Origin of the sequence: Paenibacillus forsythiae T98 (genome assembly GCF_000520735.1) — a bacterium.
GTDB classification, from domain to species: Bacteria; Bacillota; Bacilli; order Paenibacillales; family Paenibacillaceae; genus Paenibacillus_AQ; species Paenibacillus_AQ forsythiae.
Window position 1 is genome coordinate 16659 of record NZ_ASSC01000447.1, and the last position, 15672, is coordinate 32330.

Annotated in this window: 18 protein-coding genes, 1 tRNA gene and 2 pseudogenes; 7 read left to right on the top strand and 14 right to left on the bottom strand. The window is 47.7% G+C overall.

The genetic code is table 11. The features are described 5' to 3' along the window. Positions 1–69: 69 nt before the first annotated feature. Positions 70–1353, top strand: coding sequence for an adenylosuccinate synthase (locus tag L692_RS0114240; protein WP_025700852.1), 1284 nt, complete (start codon positions 70–72; stop codon positions 1351–1353). Positions 1354–1560: 207 nt separating this feature from the next. Here the strand turns inward: L692_RS0114240 and L692_RS34035 are convergent, their stop codons facing one another. After that, positions 1561–1707 carry a recombinase family protein gene (locus tag L692_RS34035; protein ID WP_156940447.1) on the bottom strand — a complete coding sequence of 49 codons (147 nt, stop codon included), beginning with the start codon at positions 1705–1707 and terminating at the stop codon, positions 1561–1563. A gap of 249 nt (positions 1708–1956) precedes the next feature. Here L692_RS34035 and L692_RS0114245 point away from each other — a divergent pair. After that, positions 1957–2346: pseudogene (locus tag L692_RS0114245) on the top strand (Rpn family recombination-promoting nuclease/putative transposase); the annotation flags it as partial. Positions 2347–2477: 131 nt separating this feature from the next. Here the strand turns inward: L692_RS0114245 and L692_RS0114250 are convergent. Genes L692_RS0114250 through L692_RS0114260 form a run of 3 tightly spaced genes read right to left on the bottom strand, consistent with a single transcriptional unit; the run spans position 2478 to position 5526 of the window. Continuing rightward, a complete protein-coding gene (locus L692_RS0114250) occupies positions 2478–3641 on the bottom strand; it encodes an SMP-30/gluconolactonase/LRE family protein (protein ID WP_025700854.1) in 1164 nt (387 codons plus the stop codon). A gap of 32 nt (positions 3642–3673) precedes the next feature. After that, positions 3674–4687, bottom strand: a complete 1014-nt coding sequence (locus tag L692_RS0114255) for a zinc-dependent alcohol dehydrogenase family protein (protein WP_025700855.1) — start codon at positions 4685–4687, stop codon at positions 3674–3676. Next, entirely contained in the window at positions 4684–5526 is an 843-nt protein-coding gene (locus tag L692_RS0114260; RefSeq protein WP_025700856.1) for an SDR family NAD(P)-dependent oxidoreductase, read from the bottom strand. Before L692_RS0114260 ends, L692_RS0114255 begins: the two co-directional genes overlap by 4 nt. 281 nt (positions 5527–5807) lie before the next feature. On the opposite strand from L692_RS0114260, the gene L692_RS0114265 reads away from it, so the two are divergent. Next, a complete protein-coding gene (locus tag L692_RS0114265; protein ID WP_025700857.1) occupies positions 5808–6467 on the top strand; it encodes a TetR/AcrR family transcriptional regulator in 660 nt (219 codons plus the stop codon). Positions 6468–6631: 164 nt separating this feature from the next. On the opposite strand, the gene L692_RS0114270 is transcribed toward L692_RS0114265, so the two are convergent. Then, positions 6632–7690: an S-layer homology domain-containing protein gene (locus L692_RS0114270; protein WP_025700858.1), complete on the bottom strand. Its 1059-nt coding sequence runs from the start codon at positions 7688–7690 to the stop codon at positions 6632–6634. A gap of 120 nt (positions 7691–7810) precedes the next feature. Here L692_RS0114270 and L692_RS0114275 point away from each other — a divergent pair, with 120 nt between their 5' ends. Then, complete coding sequence (locus tag L692_RS0114275; protein ID WP_025700859.1) at positions 7811–7990, top strand: small acid-soluble spore protein H; 180 nt, start codon at positions 7811–7813, stop codon at positions 7988–7990. Positions 7991–8079: 89 nt separating this feature from the next. On the opposite strand, the gene L692_RS0114280 is transcribed toward L692_RS0114275, so the two are convergent. The 5 genes from L692_RS0114280 to L692_RS0114300 all read right to left on the bottom strand — a co-directional run bounded on the left by L692_RS0114280 (position 8080) and on the right by L692_RS0114300 (position 10781). Next, complete coding sequence (locus tag L692_RS0114280) at positions 8080–8358, bottom strand: hypothetical protein (RefSeq protein WP_025700860.1); 279 nt, start codon at positions 8356–8358, stop codon at positions 8080–8082. A gap of 10 nt (positions 8359–8368) precedes the next feature. Beyond that, positions 8369–9010: a hypothetical protein gene (locus tag L692_RS0114285; RefSeq protein ID WP_025700861.1), complete on the bottom strand. Its 642-nt coding sequence runs from the start codon at positions 9008–9010 to the stop codon at positions 8369–8371. Between the two features lie 163 nt (positions 9011–9173). Further along, positions 9174–9590, bottom strand: a complete 417-nt coding sequence (locus L692_RS0114290) for a MarR family winged helix-turn-helix transcriptional regulator (protein ID WP_025700862.1) — start codon at positions 9588–9590, stop codon at positions 9174–9176. A 114-nt stretch (positions 9591–9704) separates the two neighbouring features. Next, positions 9705–10154, bottom strand: a complete 450-nt coding sequence (locus L692_RS0114295; protein ID WP_025700863.1) for a DoxX family protein — start codon at positions 10152–10154, stop codon at positions 9705–9707. Between the two features lie 33 nt (positions 10155–10187). Beyond that, positions 10188–10781, bottom strand: coding sequence for a TetR/AcrR family transcriptional regulator (locus L692_RS0114300; protein ID WP_025700864.1), 594 nt, complete (start codon positions 10779–10781; stop codon positions 10188–10190). A gap of 263 nt (positions 10782–11044) precedes the next feature. On the opposite strand from L692_RS0114300, the pseudogene L692_RS33550 reads away from it, so the two are divergent. Next, positions 11045–11812: pseudogene (locus L692_RS33550) on the top strand (SDR family NAD(P)-dependent oxidoreductase); the annotation flags it as partial. On the opposite strand, the gene L692_RS31225 reads toward L692_RS33550, so the two are convergent. Next, on the bottom strand, positions 11723–12043 hold the full coding sequence (locus L692_RS31225; RefSeq protein ID WP_232238794.1) for a restriction endonuclease: 321 nt from the start codon (positions 12041–12043) through the stop codon (positions 11723–11725). The pseudogene L692_RS33550 and the gene L692_RS31225 sit on opposite strands and share 90 nt — an antisense overlap. On the opposite strand from L692_RS31225, the gene L692_RS33555 reads away from it, so the two are divergent. Beyond that, entirely contained in the window at positions 11972–12139 is a 168-nt protein-coding gene (locus L692_RS33555) for a hypothetical protein (RefSeq protein WP_232238795.1), read from the top strand. The genes L692_RS31225 and L692_RS33555 overlap by 72 nt on opposite strands. Positions 12140–12201: 62 nt before the next feature. Here the strand turns inward: L692_RS33555 and sigZ are convergent, their stop codons facing one another. After that, on the bottom strand, positions 12202–12756 hold the full coding sequence (gene sigZ / locus L692_RS0114310; RefSeq protein ID WP_025700866.1) for an RNA polymerase sigma factor SigZ: 555 nt from the start codon (positions 12754–12756) through the stop codon (positions 12202–12204). Between the two features lie 109 nt (positions 12757–12865). On the opposite strand from sigZ, the gene L692_RS0114315 reads away from it, so the two are divergent. After that, the gene (locus L692_RS0114315; RefSeq protein WP_025700867.1) at positions 12866–13903 is read left to right on the top strand and encodes an aldo/keto reductase; all 1038 of its coding nucleotides are present in this window, start codon (positions 12866–12868) and stop codon (positions 13901–13903) included. 98 nt (positions 13904–14001) lie between these two features. Here the strand turns inward: L692_RS0114315 and L692_RS0114320 are convergent. Both L692_RS0114320 and L692_RS28850 read right to left on the bottom strand, forming a co-directional pair. Beyond that, positions 14002–14074 (bottom strand) — tRNA-Lys (locus L692_RS0114320). 584 nt (positions 14075–14658) lie between these two features. Then, on the bottom strand, positions 14659–15672 hold a 1014-nt coding region (locus L692_RS28850), incomplete at its 5' end, for a thioesterase domain-containing protein (protein WP_232238793.1).

Genomic DNA, 15672 nt, shown 5'->3' on the forward strand with positions numbered 1-15672 from the left:
ATTATTCTTATGTCTCCACCAGCATTATAATAGGGAACGCAGATGAAAACAATTTAGGAGGCGAGTCCTTTGACAGTAACCGCAATCGTAGGAGCAAATTGGGGAGATGAAGGCAAGGGGAAAATGATTGACGTGATGGCGGCAAAATCATCTTTTGTCGTAAGGTATCAGGGTGGAAGCAACGCCGGGCATACGATTATAAACAACTATGGTAAATTCTCTTTGCATCTGCTGCCTTCGGGCGTTTTTTATCCCACGGTTACAAACGTCATCGGCCCGGGAACGGCACTTGACATAGAAGTGTTGAGAGGGGAATTGCATGAGCTGTCCCAAAGGGGAGTCCCGGTGCCGAAGCTGTTCATATCCGAACGGGCCCAAATCCTTCTACCCGTACACCGACTGTTTGATCAACTCGAAGAGGAACGGCTGGGAACACGCGGATTTGGTTCCACCAAGCGTGGTATTGCGCCATTTTACGCTGATAAATACATGAAGCTCGGCATTCAGGCTGCCGATCTGTTTGATCCAGCCCGACTTCAGGAGCGGCTCGATCAACTGCTTACAACAAAAAACATTTTGTTAAAGCATCTGTACGGACGGATGCCCATTCAATCTGAAGAATGGCTGGCACAACTGCTGGAGCAGGCGGAGTGGTTGGCGCCGTATGTTTGTGATACGACTGAACTGCTGCAAAAGGCATGGGCCAACGGGGAACAGATTTTGCTTGAAGGACAGCTCGGAGCCCTTCGCGACCCCGATCACGGAATATATCCGTTCTCCACATCATCCTCCACGCTCGCTGGATTTGCTTCTGTCGGCGCCGGACTTCCTCCGTACGCCATAACTAAAGTTGTCGCCGTAATCAAGGCTTACTCCAGTTGTGTCGGTGCAGGGCCATTTGTAACCGAATTACAAGGCGACGAGGCAGACGATCTTCGACGTCGCGGCGGTGATGCCGGAGAATATGGAGCAACTACAGGCCGGCCACGGCGTATGGGGTGGTTTGATGCTGTAGCCACGCGCTATGGCTGTAAGTTGCAAGGAGCGACTGAAGCAGCGCTGACAAATCTTGATGTGCTGGGATATCTGGATGAGATTCCTGTATGCGTGGGATACAGGCTGGATAAAGGCACAATAACCGATCAGTTTCCGGTAACGGGCAAGCTGAATACGGCAAAGCCGGTATTGGAGGAGCTGCCGGGCTGGAAATGTGACATCTCTCAAATCAAACGATTTGCAGATCTGCCTGAAGCGGCCAAAAAGTACATTGAATTTGTGGAATCAAGGGTTGGTGTCCAGATTTCTACGATTTCTGTCGGCCCCAGACGTGATCAGATCATTCATGTTGTATAACCTTTACGCCAGTTATCATAGTTACCCGTCCATCTGGCCGCTCCTTGCGCTAAGCTCTAAAATCACAGGTTATCTAAGACTTCCCAAGTCCTTCATAAACCGCTTCGCAAAGGTCTGTTGTAAACTGTCCCGATCTACTTTATCATTAGAAATGGATAGTTTTGGTCTAAAAAAGTCCTCGAATGATATCGAAGACCTACTTTTTGTTCACCTAAATTTATCCTTACACCAAGGATTATTCAACACAACATTGGCTGCTGAAGCTGACCATGGTTTGCCTTTCGCCGTCTTAAATCCTTTTTCATTCAGCAGTTTGACTAGACGATATTGACCATATACCTCTTCTACCACCATTTCATACTAACTTGACAACTTCTGCTTTTTCAGCGTCAAAAACGACTTGAAGCAGTTCATCCTCTTTTGTTGAAACTACGAAACGTTCTATTTTGTAGCCAAAAGGAACACTCGCTCCACGATACCCTCCCTTCTTCAACTTCTTTATTGTTAGCTTTCATTTACTCGTATAGAGATTTTGCTGCTTTCACGTTGGATTGCCAATACTGAAATTCACTAACCCAGTAGTCCCTGCATAAAAGAAACTAGGGCGGATTGATTAACTGACTGTTATTCTTGAAGGGTGCCGACAAATCCAAATGGGAGGTGCTGAAAATGAATGAACCGACATTGAAGAAAGCGATGGATACACTGGAATTTCTGAGCCAGGATCGTGAAGCTCGCCGCTTATACGAGGAACGACAGAAGTTTCTGCATGATGAGGCTTCCGCTATAGAGTGGGCTACGGAGAAAGGTCTGAAGGAAGGCATGGCTAAAGGGATAGCTGAAGGACTAGCTGAAGGGCTTGCCGAAGGAGAACGCAAGAAAGCCATTGAAATTGCAAAGAACCTGCTGACGTTAGGAATCGAGATTGCTGTTATTTCCAAAGCAAGTGGCTTGTCTGAATTGGAAGTTAAATCGTTGAAGACAGTCCAATAATAGCTGTAACAAACCAATCGCCCTGTTCTTCTCTAAAAGAACAAGGGCGATTTCTTTGTATCTGAACACGGTACAGGGTATCATTCATTGGACTTGCTTTATTTGAACCTCTTGGCTTGCCTTGAAGGGAATCATTTTGTTAGCGGCACGCGATGAACGCCCTTGCTGCCTCCGGGCGCCGTTCCTATATACAGATATCCGTTATGGCTTACAGCTGTAGTTACGCCATACAGCGAGCCTTCCGGATCTTGCCAGCTTTCGATTAGCTCTCCCTGCGGGCTAATCTCCGCAACAAGCCCATGCTTCACCGGTGCACTCGCGCCGCTAAGCAGTGACTCCGGCAATTTGGCCATAGTACCGGCCAACCACGGGCTGCGATGCATCTGATCTACAAAAGAAATGCGAGTCGTGAAGATCCCGACCCAGAAATGACCTTGCTCATCGCGCGTAATGTTGTCGGGAAAGCCTGCGAGATTGTCCGCAAAAATTTCAGATGTCCCCTGCTTTGGACCCTTCAGCCAGTATCTGGTCAACTGATAATGATACGATTCTGCCACAAGCACAAAATCCTCCTCACTAGACAGGGCAACTCCGTTTGCAAAATAGAGACCCTCTAGCAGGACAGTCGTCTGCTTGGTTACGGGATCATACTTCAGCAAACGTCCATGCGGCTTGTTCTCGGCCATTTCTTTGAACATCACACGGCCATAGGTCGAGGTGTCGGAAAAATAAATTGTACCATCCTCGGCAATATCAAGCTCATTGGTTAAATAGATCGGCTTGCCATCCACTTGATCGGCCAATACCTCTATGGTTCCAGATGGGTTTACAGATAGCAGTCCCCTCTTGATATCAGCAACAATCAAATTCCCATTGTCATCGAATTTAAGTCCGTTGGGCGTTCCTTTGGTGTCTGCAAACACTTGAGTCTCTTGCGGATTACCCTCAGCATCGAAAGGGACCTTGTAAATTTTCCCGTCAGAATCTCCTGTATATAGATTACCTTCCTTGTCAAAGGTAATGAATTCCGGGGATTCAGGGGCATCCGTAACAAGCTGTGCCGAGCTGAGTTTGTTGTTCTCTTGCCACGGACCCGCTTCCTTAAAAGACGGGGCCGTTGGCGCAATCCATTTTGCCGGTTCGACGGGTGAAGGCACAAGCAAGAAAGCGATTACTCCAAGAAGGATCAACGCAAGCAGCGATAATCCTACTCTGCGTATCCTTTTATGTGTTGAGCGTTTCGGATGATTTCCGCCTGGAGGAGCTTTTGTAGAGAAATCTGTCGTATTAGGCATTTAAAGCGCCTCCTATGTTAGAAAGTAAAATTTTAAATTTGGACTGCGATTTTACCGAAATATTGCTTTCCTTCAGCCAAGAGCGCGAATGCTTCTCCAATTCGGTTCAGCGGGAATACTTGGTCAATGACAGGATGTAAACCATGATGGGCAATTGCCCGATTCATCTTTTCAAAGTGATCGCGGTTGCCGACTTGACTGCCGCGAACTGTTGCAGCTTTCTGCAAGATGCCGGTGACATCGTATTCCGGAATGGTCAATCCCGATAAGAACCCGACCATACTCACTGTCCCTCCAATGCGAAGCGCATTGATGGATTTCACCATCGTTGCCGCTCCTCCAACATCCAGAACATGGTCGACGCCGCCGTCAGTCAGCTCTAACGCCACCTTATCCCAATCGGGAACTTCCGAATAGTTGATCGTTTGCCATGCGCCGAGAGCCTTTGCCCGTTCCAGCTTGGCGTTGCTGCTTGATGTAATGATGGCTCTTGCTCCGGCCATAACAGCGAATTGAAGGCCGAAGATGGAAACACCTCCTGTTCCTTGCAGCAGCACGGTATCACCCGCTTGCAAACCGCCGTATTCGATCAGCATGCTCCATGCAGTTAATGCCGCGATCGGCAATGTGGAAGCCTCCTCCCAAGTGAGGTGGTCGGGGATACGGACGATTCCATTTTCATGCAGGACGACATACTCGGCTGCCACTCCGTTCAACGGACCTGCCAAGCTTTCTCCTAATACCTCCGCGCTTGGGTTGCCGGCAATGAATCGTTGCTGCAAATTACCCGCTACCCGCTGTCCTACCTGAAATCTTGTTACTCCTGGGCCTACAGCTACAATTTCTCCCGCTCCGTCTGATACTGGAATGAAGGGAAACTTGATGTCGACCGGCATTAATCCATTCACGATTACTAAATCCCGGTAGTTGAGAGAAACTGCCCTCATGCGGATCAGCACCTCCTGAGGGCCAGGTGTTGGTATGTCGAGTTCCGTCAAGGTCAATTCCTCAAGGCCGAAGCCGTTTGTCAGTTGAATAGCTTTCATTGATTTGTCCTCCCTGCAAGATCAGATTGATTACCAAGATTCTTATATTTGCCGGATCCTTCGCGCGGACGAAGCATGCCTGCAACAAGCCGAAGACCTTGCTTTCGTGTAATGAATCGCGCTAACTGCGCCCCCATATAGTTCTGCATACCGGGAACGACATACAGTTTCCCTTCCTTCAGCGCGCGAAGCGCAACCTCTACAACTCTTTCCGGTGTGTCTTTCTTTCCGACGGAGGCTTCTTCTGCTCCTACGACATTAAAGAAACTGGTATCCGTCGAACCGGGACAAAGTGCGAAAAATTTGACGCCGCGGTCGCGGTTTTCCCAATATAATGCTTGAGTAAACGATAAGACGAAAGCTTTCGTCGCCCCATACACAGCCATATAGGGAAGCGGTTGAAATCCGGCGGTTGAGGCAACATTGATTACTGCACCTGAGCTTTTGCGCAACATGTCCGGCAAGAACAAGTGGGTCATATCTACAACAGCCGCGACATTGAGCATCACTTCTTCATGTTGGCGCTCTCCTGACACTTGTTCAAACAAACCATGCGTAGCAAAACCTGCATTGTTAACCAGCAATTCGATATCCACTTTCAAAAGCCGACATTGCCGATATAACTCGCTGGGCGCACCCTCTTTCGCAAGATCCATAGGGATAACCTCGGCTTTGATGCCATACCTCTTCCTAAGCTCTGATGCCAGGTCCTCAAGCTTGCTCTCCGATCGGGCCACGAGCACCAAATGGCTGCCTTGTTTGGCCAGTTGTCTCGCGAATTGCTCTCCAATACCGGAAGAAGCTCCCGTGACGAGCGACCATTTCCCCTTCATTTCCATATCACATCCTCCTTTCGGATACTACGTTTTAATTTAGAAACATTGTTGCCGAAAAGTTAAAAATAATCCCCAATTTTCCAAGAAAATTAAGAATCATCGCATTATCCGGTAACAGTGTTTCCGTTGGAATTCATTGTAACTCCCCTTTTCTAGAAAGTCAATATGTTCTCTTCGAACATCCAACGTACATTGACAACTGCATAACAACTATATAAAATTCTTGGTAAGAGAGTCGGAAACCCTGTTTCCTAACGAAAACATGATAACCGAAGGTGATAATAATGAGCGACCAAGATATCTCCTCCAATGCGAGCACACGAAAGTTGAAAACCTACCAAGAAGCTCGCTTGCAAAATATAGAAAATCTACGAAAGCTCGTTGTTGATGCTGCGGCAACGCTTTTGCAAGAAGAGGGGCCGGAAGCCGTTACGGTTCGTAAAGTATCGCAGAAAATGGATTGCTCGACAAAAATCATTTATAGCTTGTTTGTCAATAAAGAGGGCCTGGCTCAGCAGTTGTATCTAGAAGGTTGTAAGATTCTAGCTAACGAATTTGAGGGGACGCCGAAAGCTGCTGTTCCCGCACAGCACTTACTGAATTTTGGCGAAACCTTTTGGGAATTTGGGCAGCGTTACTCCAGCTATTATAAGCTGATGTTCGGAGGAGCCTTCGCAGATTTCAAACCGGATGAGGAAAGTATGCATGGCACCGTAACAGCCATGCAGCAATTATTGACCGTGATCAGCAATGCGCAAGAGCAAGGACTGATTTCCGGCCAGTATGATACGGAATCCGTTGTACGTATATTCTGGGCCTCGCTCCACGGCGTTATTCATCTTTACATGGGTGGACACTTGGGAGATGTACAATCGGCCCATGCCGTATACAAGCAAACGTTATCTTTGATCGTCAGCTCTTTATTTTCAACTCAAAGCAGCTGAAGGGAATTACGCTAAGGATGAGCAATCCCTTCTCAATAAACGCCAAATAGCCTCCCAACTTTTGAAAGATGGAGGCTATTGACGTTAGCCCAAATTTTAGCGAAATGATCAATCGATACTTTGGCTAACAAAACGGAGATTCCCATGAAATCTCCGTTTTTTTCCTAGTATTCGTTGGTACGTATAGCGTAGATTTTCCAGCTATTATCCGCCATTTTCTTTAGCAGGTATTGGCCATCCGTCTTGATGGTGTCTTCGTAGGTATTGGCGCCGTTTGAAATTTTCATTTTCAACTCCCCATATACCGAATCAAGTACCGCAAGACGGTCGGAACGCTCGGCCACCAGATAAGTCGGGGCTTTCATGACTTCAATGTCTATCGTTACGCCAGCGGCGGCCATTTGATTGATCTCGGCCAAGGAAGACATGTTGTAAGCAAACTGATAGCCTGTGTAATATTTAAGAAAAATCCGCTCAAGCTCAGCGTACTTCTTGCCGATCATTAGCTGCATTTCTTCACTGTCTGCCTTGGCAGCAGTGTCGATCAAATCCTGTTCCAGCGGCAAGTTCCCCTTCTGCAACTTCAGGGAGCGTTCCAGCATGACAACCGCTTGAGCGCGGGTGGCACGGTTGAACGGCTTGAATTCGGTCTGGGTCATCCCCGTCACGATGCCAGCCTGGCCGGCTTTTTGGATGGCAGATGTCGCATAATATTGCGGTACATCCGTAAAGGCTTTGGCTTGTCCGTCGAACGCTACAGATGAGGAAAAAGCGTTGACGACCATCACGGCGATCTCGCCTCGTGTGATCGGCCGGTCAGGACCGAAATCCGTATTAGTTATGCCGTCGACGATGCCGAGGGAACTCGCAATCCGGATCGGATCGGCGTACCATTTTCCAGCCTTGACGTCTGTGAAGGCTTTACCTGACTGGCTGCTGGTCAGACCCGCCGCATTAACAAGAATCGTTACGAATTCGGCGCGGGTAATATTATTGTTCGGCTTAATATTGATGGTTCCGTCCGCGTCCGCATAACCGCTTAGCAAGTTGGCATTGACGAAATTATCAATCGCGTCGTAGGCCCAATGCCCTTCAATGTCGGCAGGGTAATACTTGTCCAGCGGATCGGTTTCGGCTGCATGGGCCGCTGGGGGAAAGCTCGTAATAATCAGGAACAAGGGTAAAAGCAGGAAAAGAGCAATGCGATGTAACTTCGGTCTCATCTAAGATGTCCTCCTAATATTTATAATATTTACAAAGCAACAGGGAGGAGCTTTATGCATAAGCCCTTCATTTCGTGGGACATTAATCATGGTTATCTGAAATTGGAGGAGGGTACAGCAATGAATCCGCAAAGAGCTCAAGAGATCGCCGCGTCGCCGATTATGGAAAATGTAACCTATGAAGGAACGCCAATCTATATCCAGCATGTGGATGAGAACAATGGCACGGCCAGAATCTATCCATTGAATCAGCCGGAACATGAACAAACGGTCCCCGTCAGAAACCTGATTGAACATTGAACATTACTCACTGCTTATAAAAAGTACAAGCCGCGGAACGATTGGTGTCCGGCGGCTTCTTTTTCGAATGATAGGACTCTCCTAATTCCTTATGACGTACGTAAATAAACGAGACATTTCCGAAGAAAACGCCTGGTATAAAGGAATGAAAGCATCAGCACAGCAGCCAGGCACACCCCAAAAGGCAGGCTAAGAGATTTCGGCACAGATAACCCGGGATAGATGGTCATGCCGATCCACCCCATTCCAAAGTTACGAAGCACCCCTGCAATGACGGCAATTACCGAGCAAATGAGACTTCCTGCAAGCCAAACGCTAAGAATCGGGATGCAAAACAATCCAATCAGCCCTTTATAGATGTATTTCACAAGCCCCCTCCTATTCTTTCAGTAGAACGATGTTTTCGACATGTGAACCGGGATCGGCTTGAAAGCTTTTACTATAACGGACCTCCCGGATCGTGCAGCCTGGTCCGATGATGATCTCTTCTCCGCAAACGAGCTTTGCCTCTGTCCGGTACAATGTAACGTTAACCGCCTGCACCATTTCACAACGAAGCTTCGAGAAAGGACGCATAAAGTAATTGAACGCCCGGGAAGAAGGCCGGACTGTGATACTCCTATAGGCCTTCATCGTTCCGACTTGGCAGACCGAACTTAAACTAATATCAATCGACTCGGTGGCAATCAGGTTGTCTATCCGCACAGCGCCTTTGGCCTGAAAGCTATCTACTACAGCTTTTTGTGAAACGGACAAGTAGCCCGATGAACTAACCCGGTCGGCTTGAAGGCTTTGAACTCGCAAACTTCCCAAATTTTCCACCTGCATGGCCTGGCAATGGTTTCGGATCGAACAATCCCCGAGCACTTTCAACTTCGATGTGGTCATATTGCCCGTAACGCGCAAATAACCGATCACTTCCACGAAGCTCCTATGCACATCCTCCTTTTTAATAAGTGAGCCTTTTACTTTCAAAGGGATTCCGTCTGCCCCGTCTATTATTTTCTGATCATGCTGCACTGTGCCACTCTCCCTCCTCGCAGAATTTATTTTAATAATTAAAATATATACTTATTATAAATTATATTCAATAAAATAATTGGCCTTCCACAGCAAAAAAAGTACTGACACCAATGATTTGATGTGCAGTACTTTTAATGGTTTTCCATATTGCCGATGCGTCTTACTCCGCGATTTCTGCCATCAGGCGATTTATTTTTTCCAAGGTCCCGGAAATCTTCGTAAGCTCCGAAGCCTCAAAATCGCGGAACAGGTCAACAATTTGTTGTTCGCCTTGTTCGGTGAGCACGATTGTGACGACCCGCCGATCTTCGCTCGCCCGCATTCTCCGCAAAAGACCGAGATCCTCAAGCTTGTCGGACATCGAGGACGCGGCTCCTGGCGTAACAGCAAACCACTCAGCAACATCGGTAATTGTCAGACTTCCGGAGAGACGGAGCTGAAACAGCAGCAGAATCTGGTTGGGGGTCAGCGAACTCGGCTTAATGATCCGTTCAATGAAAGCTTGCGACTTTTGTTGAAGTTCGGTCATTTGATTCATAACGTTGCTGACCGCGTCTTCCCTATCTTTGATGCTCATGACAACACTCCAATTTATTATAGTAACTAAAATATATATACATTATAAATTTATTGTCAACCAGCCTCACATAGCTTCTATGCCTCAGTATGAAACTCTCCCGCATGATTAGTGTCACTGTCCATAGATCGGAGAAGCTAACAGAACTGCCGCGATAAACAGGATTTGCAGCAAAGTCCGGACAAGCAGCTTGGGTACAGGTTTGCCGCTAATCGTCAACTTGTGCCGAGCCGCATATACATTTGCAGGGAACATCGCGATCAGCAGAAGCGTCAAGCCAATCGAAGCTGGAAGCGAGGTAAGGGGGAGCAGAATTCCGATAGCCCCGGCAATTTCCAGGACTCCTGTTGACGTCACGATCCATCCGCCCTTCGGAACAAAAGGAGGAACCATTCGAACCAGGTCAGCACGCCGTTTTCCCCAATGCGCTGAAGCAGTGAGCAGAAACATGACAGCCACCGCCCCTTGAAGTGATGTGTGCCAATTATCGAACAAAGATAGTCCAAGCCACCCCATTACCCGGAACAATAAAAAAGATCCAACAAGCGCAATAAATGGCGCCATTTTCATCCCTCCGTATGTTTGCCTTGAAGCAGTCTATTGACCTTTCAAAATGCTGGCCATGTATGCGGATAAATCCCTGGCCGCAACAGCAGTCGTGTTAATGGGTAAGGAAGAACGAACGCGCAAACCGAGCGATAGAAGAACGAACATCTCCGCCGTCTTGTCCGGATCAACCGATTCCGGAATAACTCCGTGCCGCTGGCCGCTCCCAATCCATTCCCTGGAAAAATGTACAGACTGCTCATAATATTTCTTGAGCACTTCCGCGAGCGGAGGTTCATCTTCCTTGCCCAGCAGGTACATCAGAACCTTGTTGGTCATATCACTCGCGTCTTCCAATGCCGCAAGATGGCTTGAGATGACTTGCATCGGTCCGTCAAAGGTCTGCGGGACCCGCATCACTTCATTCATGAAATGTTTGTTGATTTCCTCAAGCTGTTCTTGCAGCACCCAGGCAAAAATTTCGTCTTTACTTTTCACGTAATGGAAGATCGCCCCCTTGGATAATTCCGATTTTTCCATAATATCCTTCATAGTGATACTGTGGCAGCCTCTATCCCGCAGCAGCTCCTTGGTCGCATCCAGCAGTTGGCGGATGGTTTGTTCTCTGCGTTCCTCTTGCTTCAAGATAATTCCTCCATAATCGTTCTTAATCGGTCAGAAAATAGGCGTTCCACTAATATCATTATTATATAAACAGACCGTCGGTTTGTAAATATCCGATAATTCGTGACAGGAATGACGTTGACATCATGATATACTCGTACTATAACAAAATAAGATACTTTTCTCTCAATACATAGCATGAATTACCCGATAGTTAAACGAGAGTTTCTCACTTCAGGTGGCTTCTCTTGAAATAAAATCTCACCAAAACAGGAGGACTAATCGTGGATTTAAAATTGACGGATAAAGTAGCCGTAGTATCTGGGGCAAGCAAAGGAATAGGACTGGCGATCGTCCAAAGATTTGTTCAGGAAGGTGCAAAAGTCATCGCCATCAGCCGTTCTCTCACAGCAGAGCTGGAGCAGCTCGTCCACAATCATCCGGTCAAGCATTTAGCGATTGACGTTAATACCGCGCGCGATACGAACGAGCTGTCCCGGAAGCTTATCGAAGCATTCGGCAGGATTAATATTCTGGTTAACAATGTTGGAGCCATTGATGAAAGAAGAGGCCAAGGCTTTCTGGCAACACCCAGCGAAGAATGGGAGCAGCTCTATAACTTGAACTTATTCAGTGTGGTCCGGCTTACACAAGCGGCCCTGCCTCATATTCTTGAGCAGAACTCCGGCTCCATTGTCAACATCTCTTCGATTAACGCCCAAATGCCCGAATTGCTGCTGCCTATATACGGCACAACCAAGGCTGCTCTGAACAATCTGACCAAGGTGCTGGCCGGAGAATTTGGTCCGCGCCAAATCAGAGTGAACTCCATCTCGCCAGGTCCGGTAGTGACACCGCTCTGGGATCATGCTGAAAGTGGACTTGCAAAATCCGTTGGCGAAGCGTCGGGCATGACTTCAGAAGATATTATGGAGAAGCTCCCCGCCATCGCCGGCATCACTTTAGGCCGGTTTGCCCAGCCAGAGGATATTGCGAACCTGACTGTATTCCTTTCTTCCGATCAGGCTTCCATGATTACGGGCGCGGATTATGTCATTGACGGTAATTTGCTCAAAACCATCTAGGGAAACAATGCCTCCATCTCCCGCATATAGCGCGGTTTGGAGGCACTTTAACCTGGCATCCAAAGCAAGCCGAATAATCAACTTAATATTAAGCCTCTCCGCGGCCTCTTTTGCAGATCTCGTAAAATGGCTTGTCGTCACAATCCAGGCATCGTAGCAGCCATGAACCTGCTTGCCAGCCTTGAGCCGCAGAACAATGTCATTTCCGGCATCCTGCTTCCATCGCTTGCACTGCACGGCAATTTTGTAGCCGGAGCCGCCGACTGCGAGTCCACATGCCGCCGATGTACCTAATAACACCGTCATTATGCTTGCTTATCCTTCCAAAATCTGCGGCTAATTTCACTGCCTAAATTTCAGGACCTGCTTAAGCGAGTTGGTTCTTCCAGCATGACGCGGTAGTCGATAATATTGCCGTACCGATCCGCTTCAATATCACAGCAACTGGTCATCATTTCTTTTAACATCTCCCGGCCTCGCTGCACTCTTGATTTGGCTCCCGAATAAGAAATCCCCAAATGCTCGCTCAGTTCCTTCTGGGACATTCCCTTCAGTTCGGAGAATTCAAGCGCTTCTCTGTATTTGTCCGGCAATAGCCGGATCACGTTCTTCAAGCCGATAACGGCCTCTTGATTGGGGTCAGGTTCCTCATACTCATCATCAAAGCGCAGCTGATCCGGCAATTCGTCGGTCCGCTTCTCTTTCCGGTAATGATCAACAATGCAGTTGCGTGCAATTTGAAAAAGCCAGGCGCGTATTTTCAAATCGTCTTTTACGTCGTCCAGGCGGGCGAAAGCCTTTATGAACACGTTTTGCACAATATCCTCGGCATCGGGATGAAAATTGGTTTTATGATTAACGAATCTTCTGACATGCTCATGATAGGCTTCCCAAAGCGCCTCCGTATTCAAGAGAATTCACTCTCCCCATACCTTAAAAATTTTTCGCGATATTTTGCGTCCGTTTCTTTTTTCATGCGTCACCTTTAGTGTAATCCATATTTCGAAAGGAGAAAAGAAAATGAAGTACAATTTGCTTGGCAATACGGGAGTAATGATTTCGGAAATCGGTCTGGGTACGATGACGTTTGGCGGCGGGGAGATGTGGGGCGCATTCGGTTCGCTTGACGTGAAGGAAGCGGGACGATTGGTAGATCATGCGCTGGACGCCGGCGTTAACTTCTTCGACACGGCCAATGCCTATGCGGAAGGTCGCTCCGAGCAGATACTCGGTAAGGCCCTGAAGTCCAAACGGCATCAAGCAATCATTGCAACCAAAGTGAGAGCGCGCATGGGTCCGGGTCCCAATGACCTTGGACTGTCGCGGCTGCATATGATCCGGCAGGTAGAAGAAAGTCTCAGACGGCTTGAAACAGATTATATCGATCTGTACCAAATTCATAATCCGGATCAATTGACCGATTGGGAGGAAACGCTTCGCGCGCTCGACGATCTGATTCGCAGCGGTAAAGTTCGCTACATCGGCTGCTCCAACATGCAAGGATGGGAAATCATGAAGACGCGCGGGATATCGGAACTCCGGGGGCTTACTGCATTCAAGAGCAGCCAATCGTATTACTCGTTGACAGCACGCGAGATTGAACGGGAGATTATCCCTGTTCTGAACGATCAGAAGATGGGGCTAATCGTGTGGAGCCCGTTGTCGGGCGGTTTTTTGTCAGGGAAATACACACGTGAACATCAAGGGGACCCAGATGACCGGCATAACAAGGCAGCTTTTCCTCCCGTAGATAAAGAGAAAGCATTTCGCATCCTGGATGTACTCTCGAATATTGCTGCGGAACGCGAAACCACAGTGGCCCGGATCGCTCTCGCATGGCTGCTTAATCAACAAGCGGTCTCCAGTATCATCGTTGGAGCCAGAAGTCCCGAACAGTTCAGCGACAATTTGGAGGCATCAGGTATCGTCTTGAGCGATGGAGAATTGAACCAACTGAATGAGGTTAGCCAACTTCCGATCGAATACCCTAAATGGCCTTTTCTGGAGGATAATGATTCAATCGTCAGGAAGCATACGGGCAAGGTAATTGGTATTTAAAGGAGACTGAATTCACTGAAAAAGTGCTTGTTGGGGCTGATTTTTTGCGACGAATGAAACCAAAACAAAAGAACGGCATCTCTGCCGTTCTTTCTGTATGGACTCTCAGTGACTCGAACCCTGTACCAATTGATTAAGAGTCAACTGCTCTACCAACTGAGCTAAGAGTCCATATTAAATTATGGTGGAGCCTAGGGTGATCGAACCCCTGACCTCTTGGCGGTTTGTGTCGGGTCTATGCTCGCGGATTGGTTGGTGATGGCCGTCAGGAAAACCGTTGACATTGGAGGCCGCCATTGACATTTATCGTCTAGGCGAGTGTTGGCGGCCGTCGTTGGTAGTGCACTCAGTGATTGCCCGCTGCTTTTCCTACTTGACGTCTGTGAGACCTCCCCGGGTAAGAGCGATAACTTTCCCCTCATCTATCTGCCACATTTACATGGTGAGATTCGGGCAGTATTCGACTTCGCTTTGTCTGGCAAGCTCGTCCGTCCCATCATGCCTTGTATGTGGTTTCTGTTCGTCAGACCGAGGGTTTGCCTCCGGCTTCCTTCAGATTCTGCCTCACGGCAGACACCCTTGCCTTTGGCTAACAGTTCCTACTGCCAAGCCTGTAGCGGACTTTCACCGCCAAGTTATCGCCCATGCCGGGCGCACATGAAAACAAGGAGCAGACTGCCGCGGCAATCTGCTCCCTGTTTATTCCGCTATAAAGTCTCCCGTTTTCTACGCCTGTCTGCTTCCTGGGCCGGTTTTTATTTCTCGGTATGTTTCCGATGAATTGGAGCCCTCTCCGTTTGTTTGATTATTCCTTTTACAATGCGCTGAATGAGCTTCACGTTTTTCTCGACATATCCAGGCGCCAGCAACTCTAAATGCTCTCCGATCACTTCATATTCCGCATAATGTTTCTGTGTCGCCTGTTTCCATAACAAAATATCGTTGTCTGAAGCTCTTCCCACCTCCGAACCTTCCGCCACTAAACCGTGGATCTCAGCTTGGACTGCTCCTGTGTTAATAAGTTCACTCAAAAACATATGATAAGCATGTATTTTATTTATTACTTTATCTCTGGTAATAGGGACAGTTAAAACTTGTTTATACGGCTCTGGGGCATGCTTCAATAAAAGGCGATCAATGATTTGATCATCTATTTCTACTTCTGCATTCTTCATCTCCCAATTTTTCTTCTTGGAGTCGATCATAATGATGTCGGATACCTCGTATCCTCGTTCTTCCATCGCTTTTGCTACTTCAAATGCAAGGTTTCCTCCCGCTGAATAGCCGATAAACACATAAGGCGCCTTCTCTTGAACACTTACAATGGCATCCACGTATTGATCTAGCATTTCTGAGCGATTGCGAGCATTCTCTATAAATTCGAGAGCGTAGACCACGCAGTGGTTTTCAAGATGTTTCGCCATTTCGGCAAACGCAATTCCATATCCCAGTATTGGAGGAAAACAGAAAACATTCATCATTCCATTTTCGTTTAATTTCATGATGTTGTAGCTGTTCTTCCGTTCAAACTGCTGAAACTTGAGTTTCAACAATTCCTCGGTCATTTTTTCGATTGTTTGACTTTCAAGCACGATACGCATGGGAACGTCGACTTCCAACTTTACATGAATCTTTTGAATCAACTGCAGCACCTTCAAGGAGTGTCCCCCGATTTCGAAAAAGTTGTCTTTCACACCAACTTTCGAAAGACCGAGTATCTCTTGCCAAATCTGCACCAGCGCTTCTTCCACCGGCGTGCGGGCGGCGAC

Coding starts and splice junctions, on each gene's coding strand:
- L692_RS0114315 (WP_025700867.1), top strand. CDS start 12,866: ATGAAGTACAATTTGCTTGGCAATACGGGAGTAATGATTTCGGAAATC.
- L692_RS0114265 (WP_025700857.1), top strand. CDS start 5,808: ATGAGCGACCAAGATATCTCCTCCAATGCGAGCACACGAAAGTTGAAA.
- L692_RS0114290 (WP_025700862.1), bottom strand. CDS start 9,590: ATGAGCATCAAAGATAGGGAAGACGCGGTCAGCAACGTTATGAATCAA.
- L692_RS0114295 (WP_025700863.1), bottom strand. CDS start 10,154: ATGGCGCCATTTATTGCGCTTGTTGGATCTTTTTTATTGTTCCGGGTA.
- L692_RS0114260 (WP_025700856.1), bottom strand. CDS start 5,526: ATGGAAATGAAGGGGAAATGGTCGCTCGTCACGGGAGCTTCTTCCGGT.
- L692_RS0114250 (WP_025700854.1), bottom strand. CDS start 3,641: ATGCCTAATACGACAGATTTCTCTACAAAAGCTCCTCCAGGCGGAAAT.
- L692_RS0114255 (WP_025700855.1), bottom strand. CDS start 4,687: ATGAAAGCTATTCAACTGACAAACGGCTTCGGCCTTGAGGAATTGACC.
- L692_RS0114270 (WP_025700858.1), bottom strand. CDS start 7,690: ATGAGACCGAAGTTACATCGCATTGCTCTTTTCCTGCTTTTACCCTTG.
- L692_RS33555 (WP_232238795.1), top strand. CDS start 11,972: ATGGCTTGTCGTCACAATCCAGGCATCGTAGCAGCCATGAACCTGCTT.
- L692_RS34035 (WP_156940447.1), bottom strand. CDS start 1,707: ATGGTGGTAGAAGAGGTATATGGTCAATATCGTCTAGTCAAACTGCTG.
- L692_RS0114275 (WP_025700859.1), top strand. CDS start 7,811: ATGAATCCGCAAAGAGCTCAAGAGATCGCCGCGTCGCCGATTATGGAA.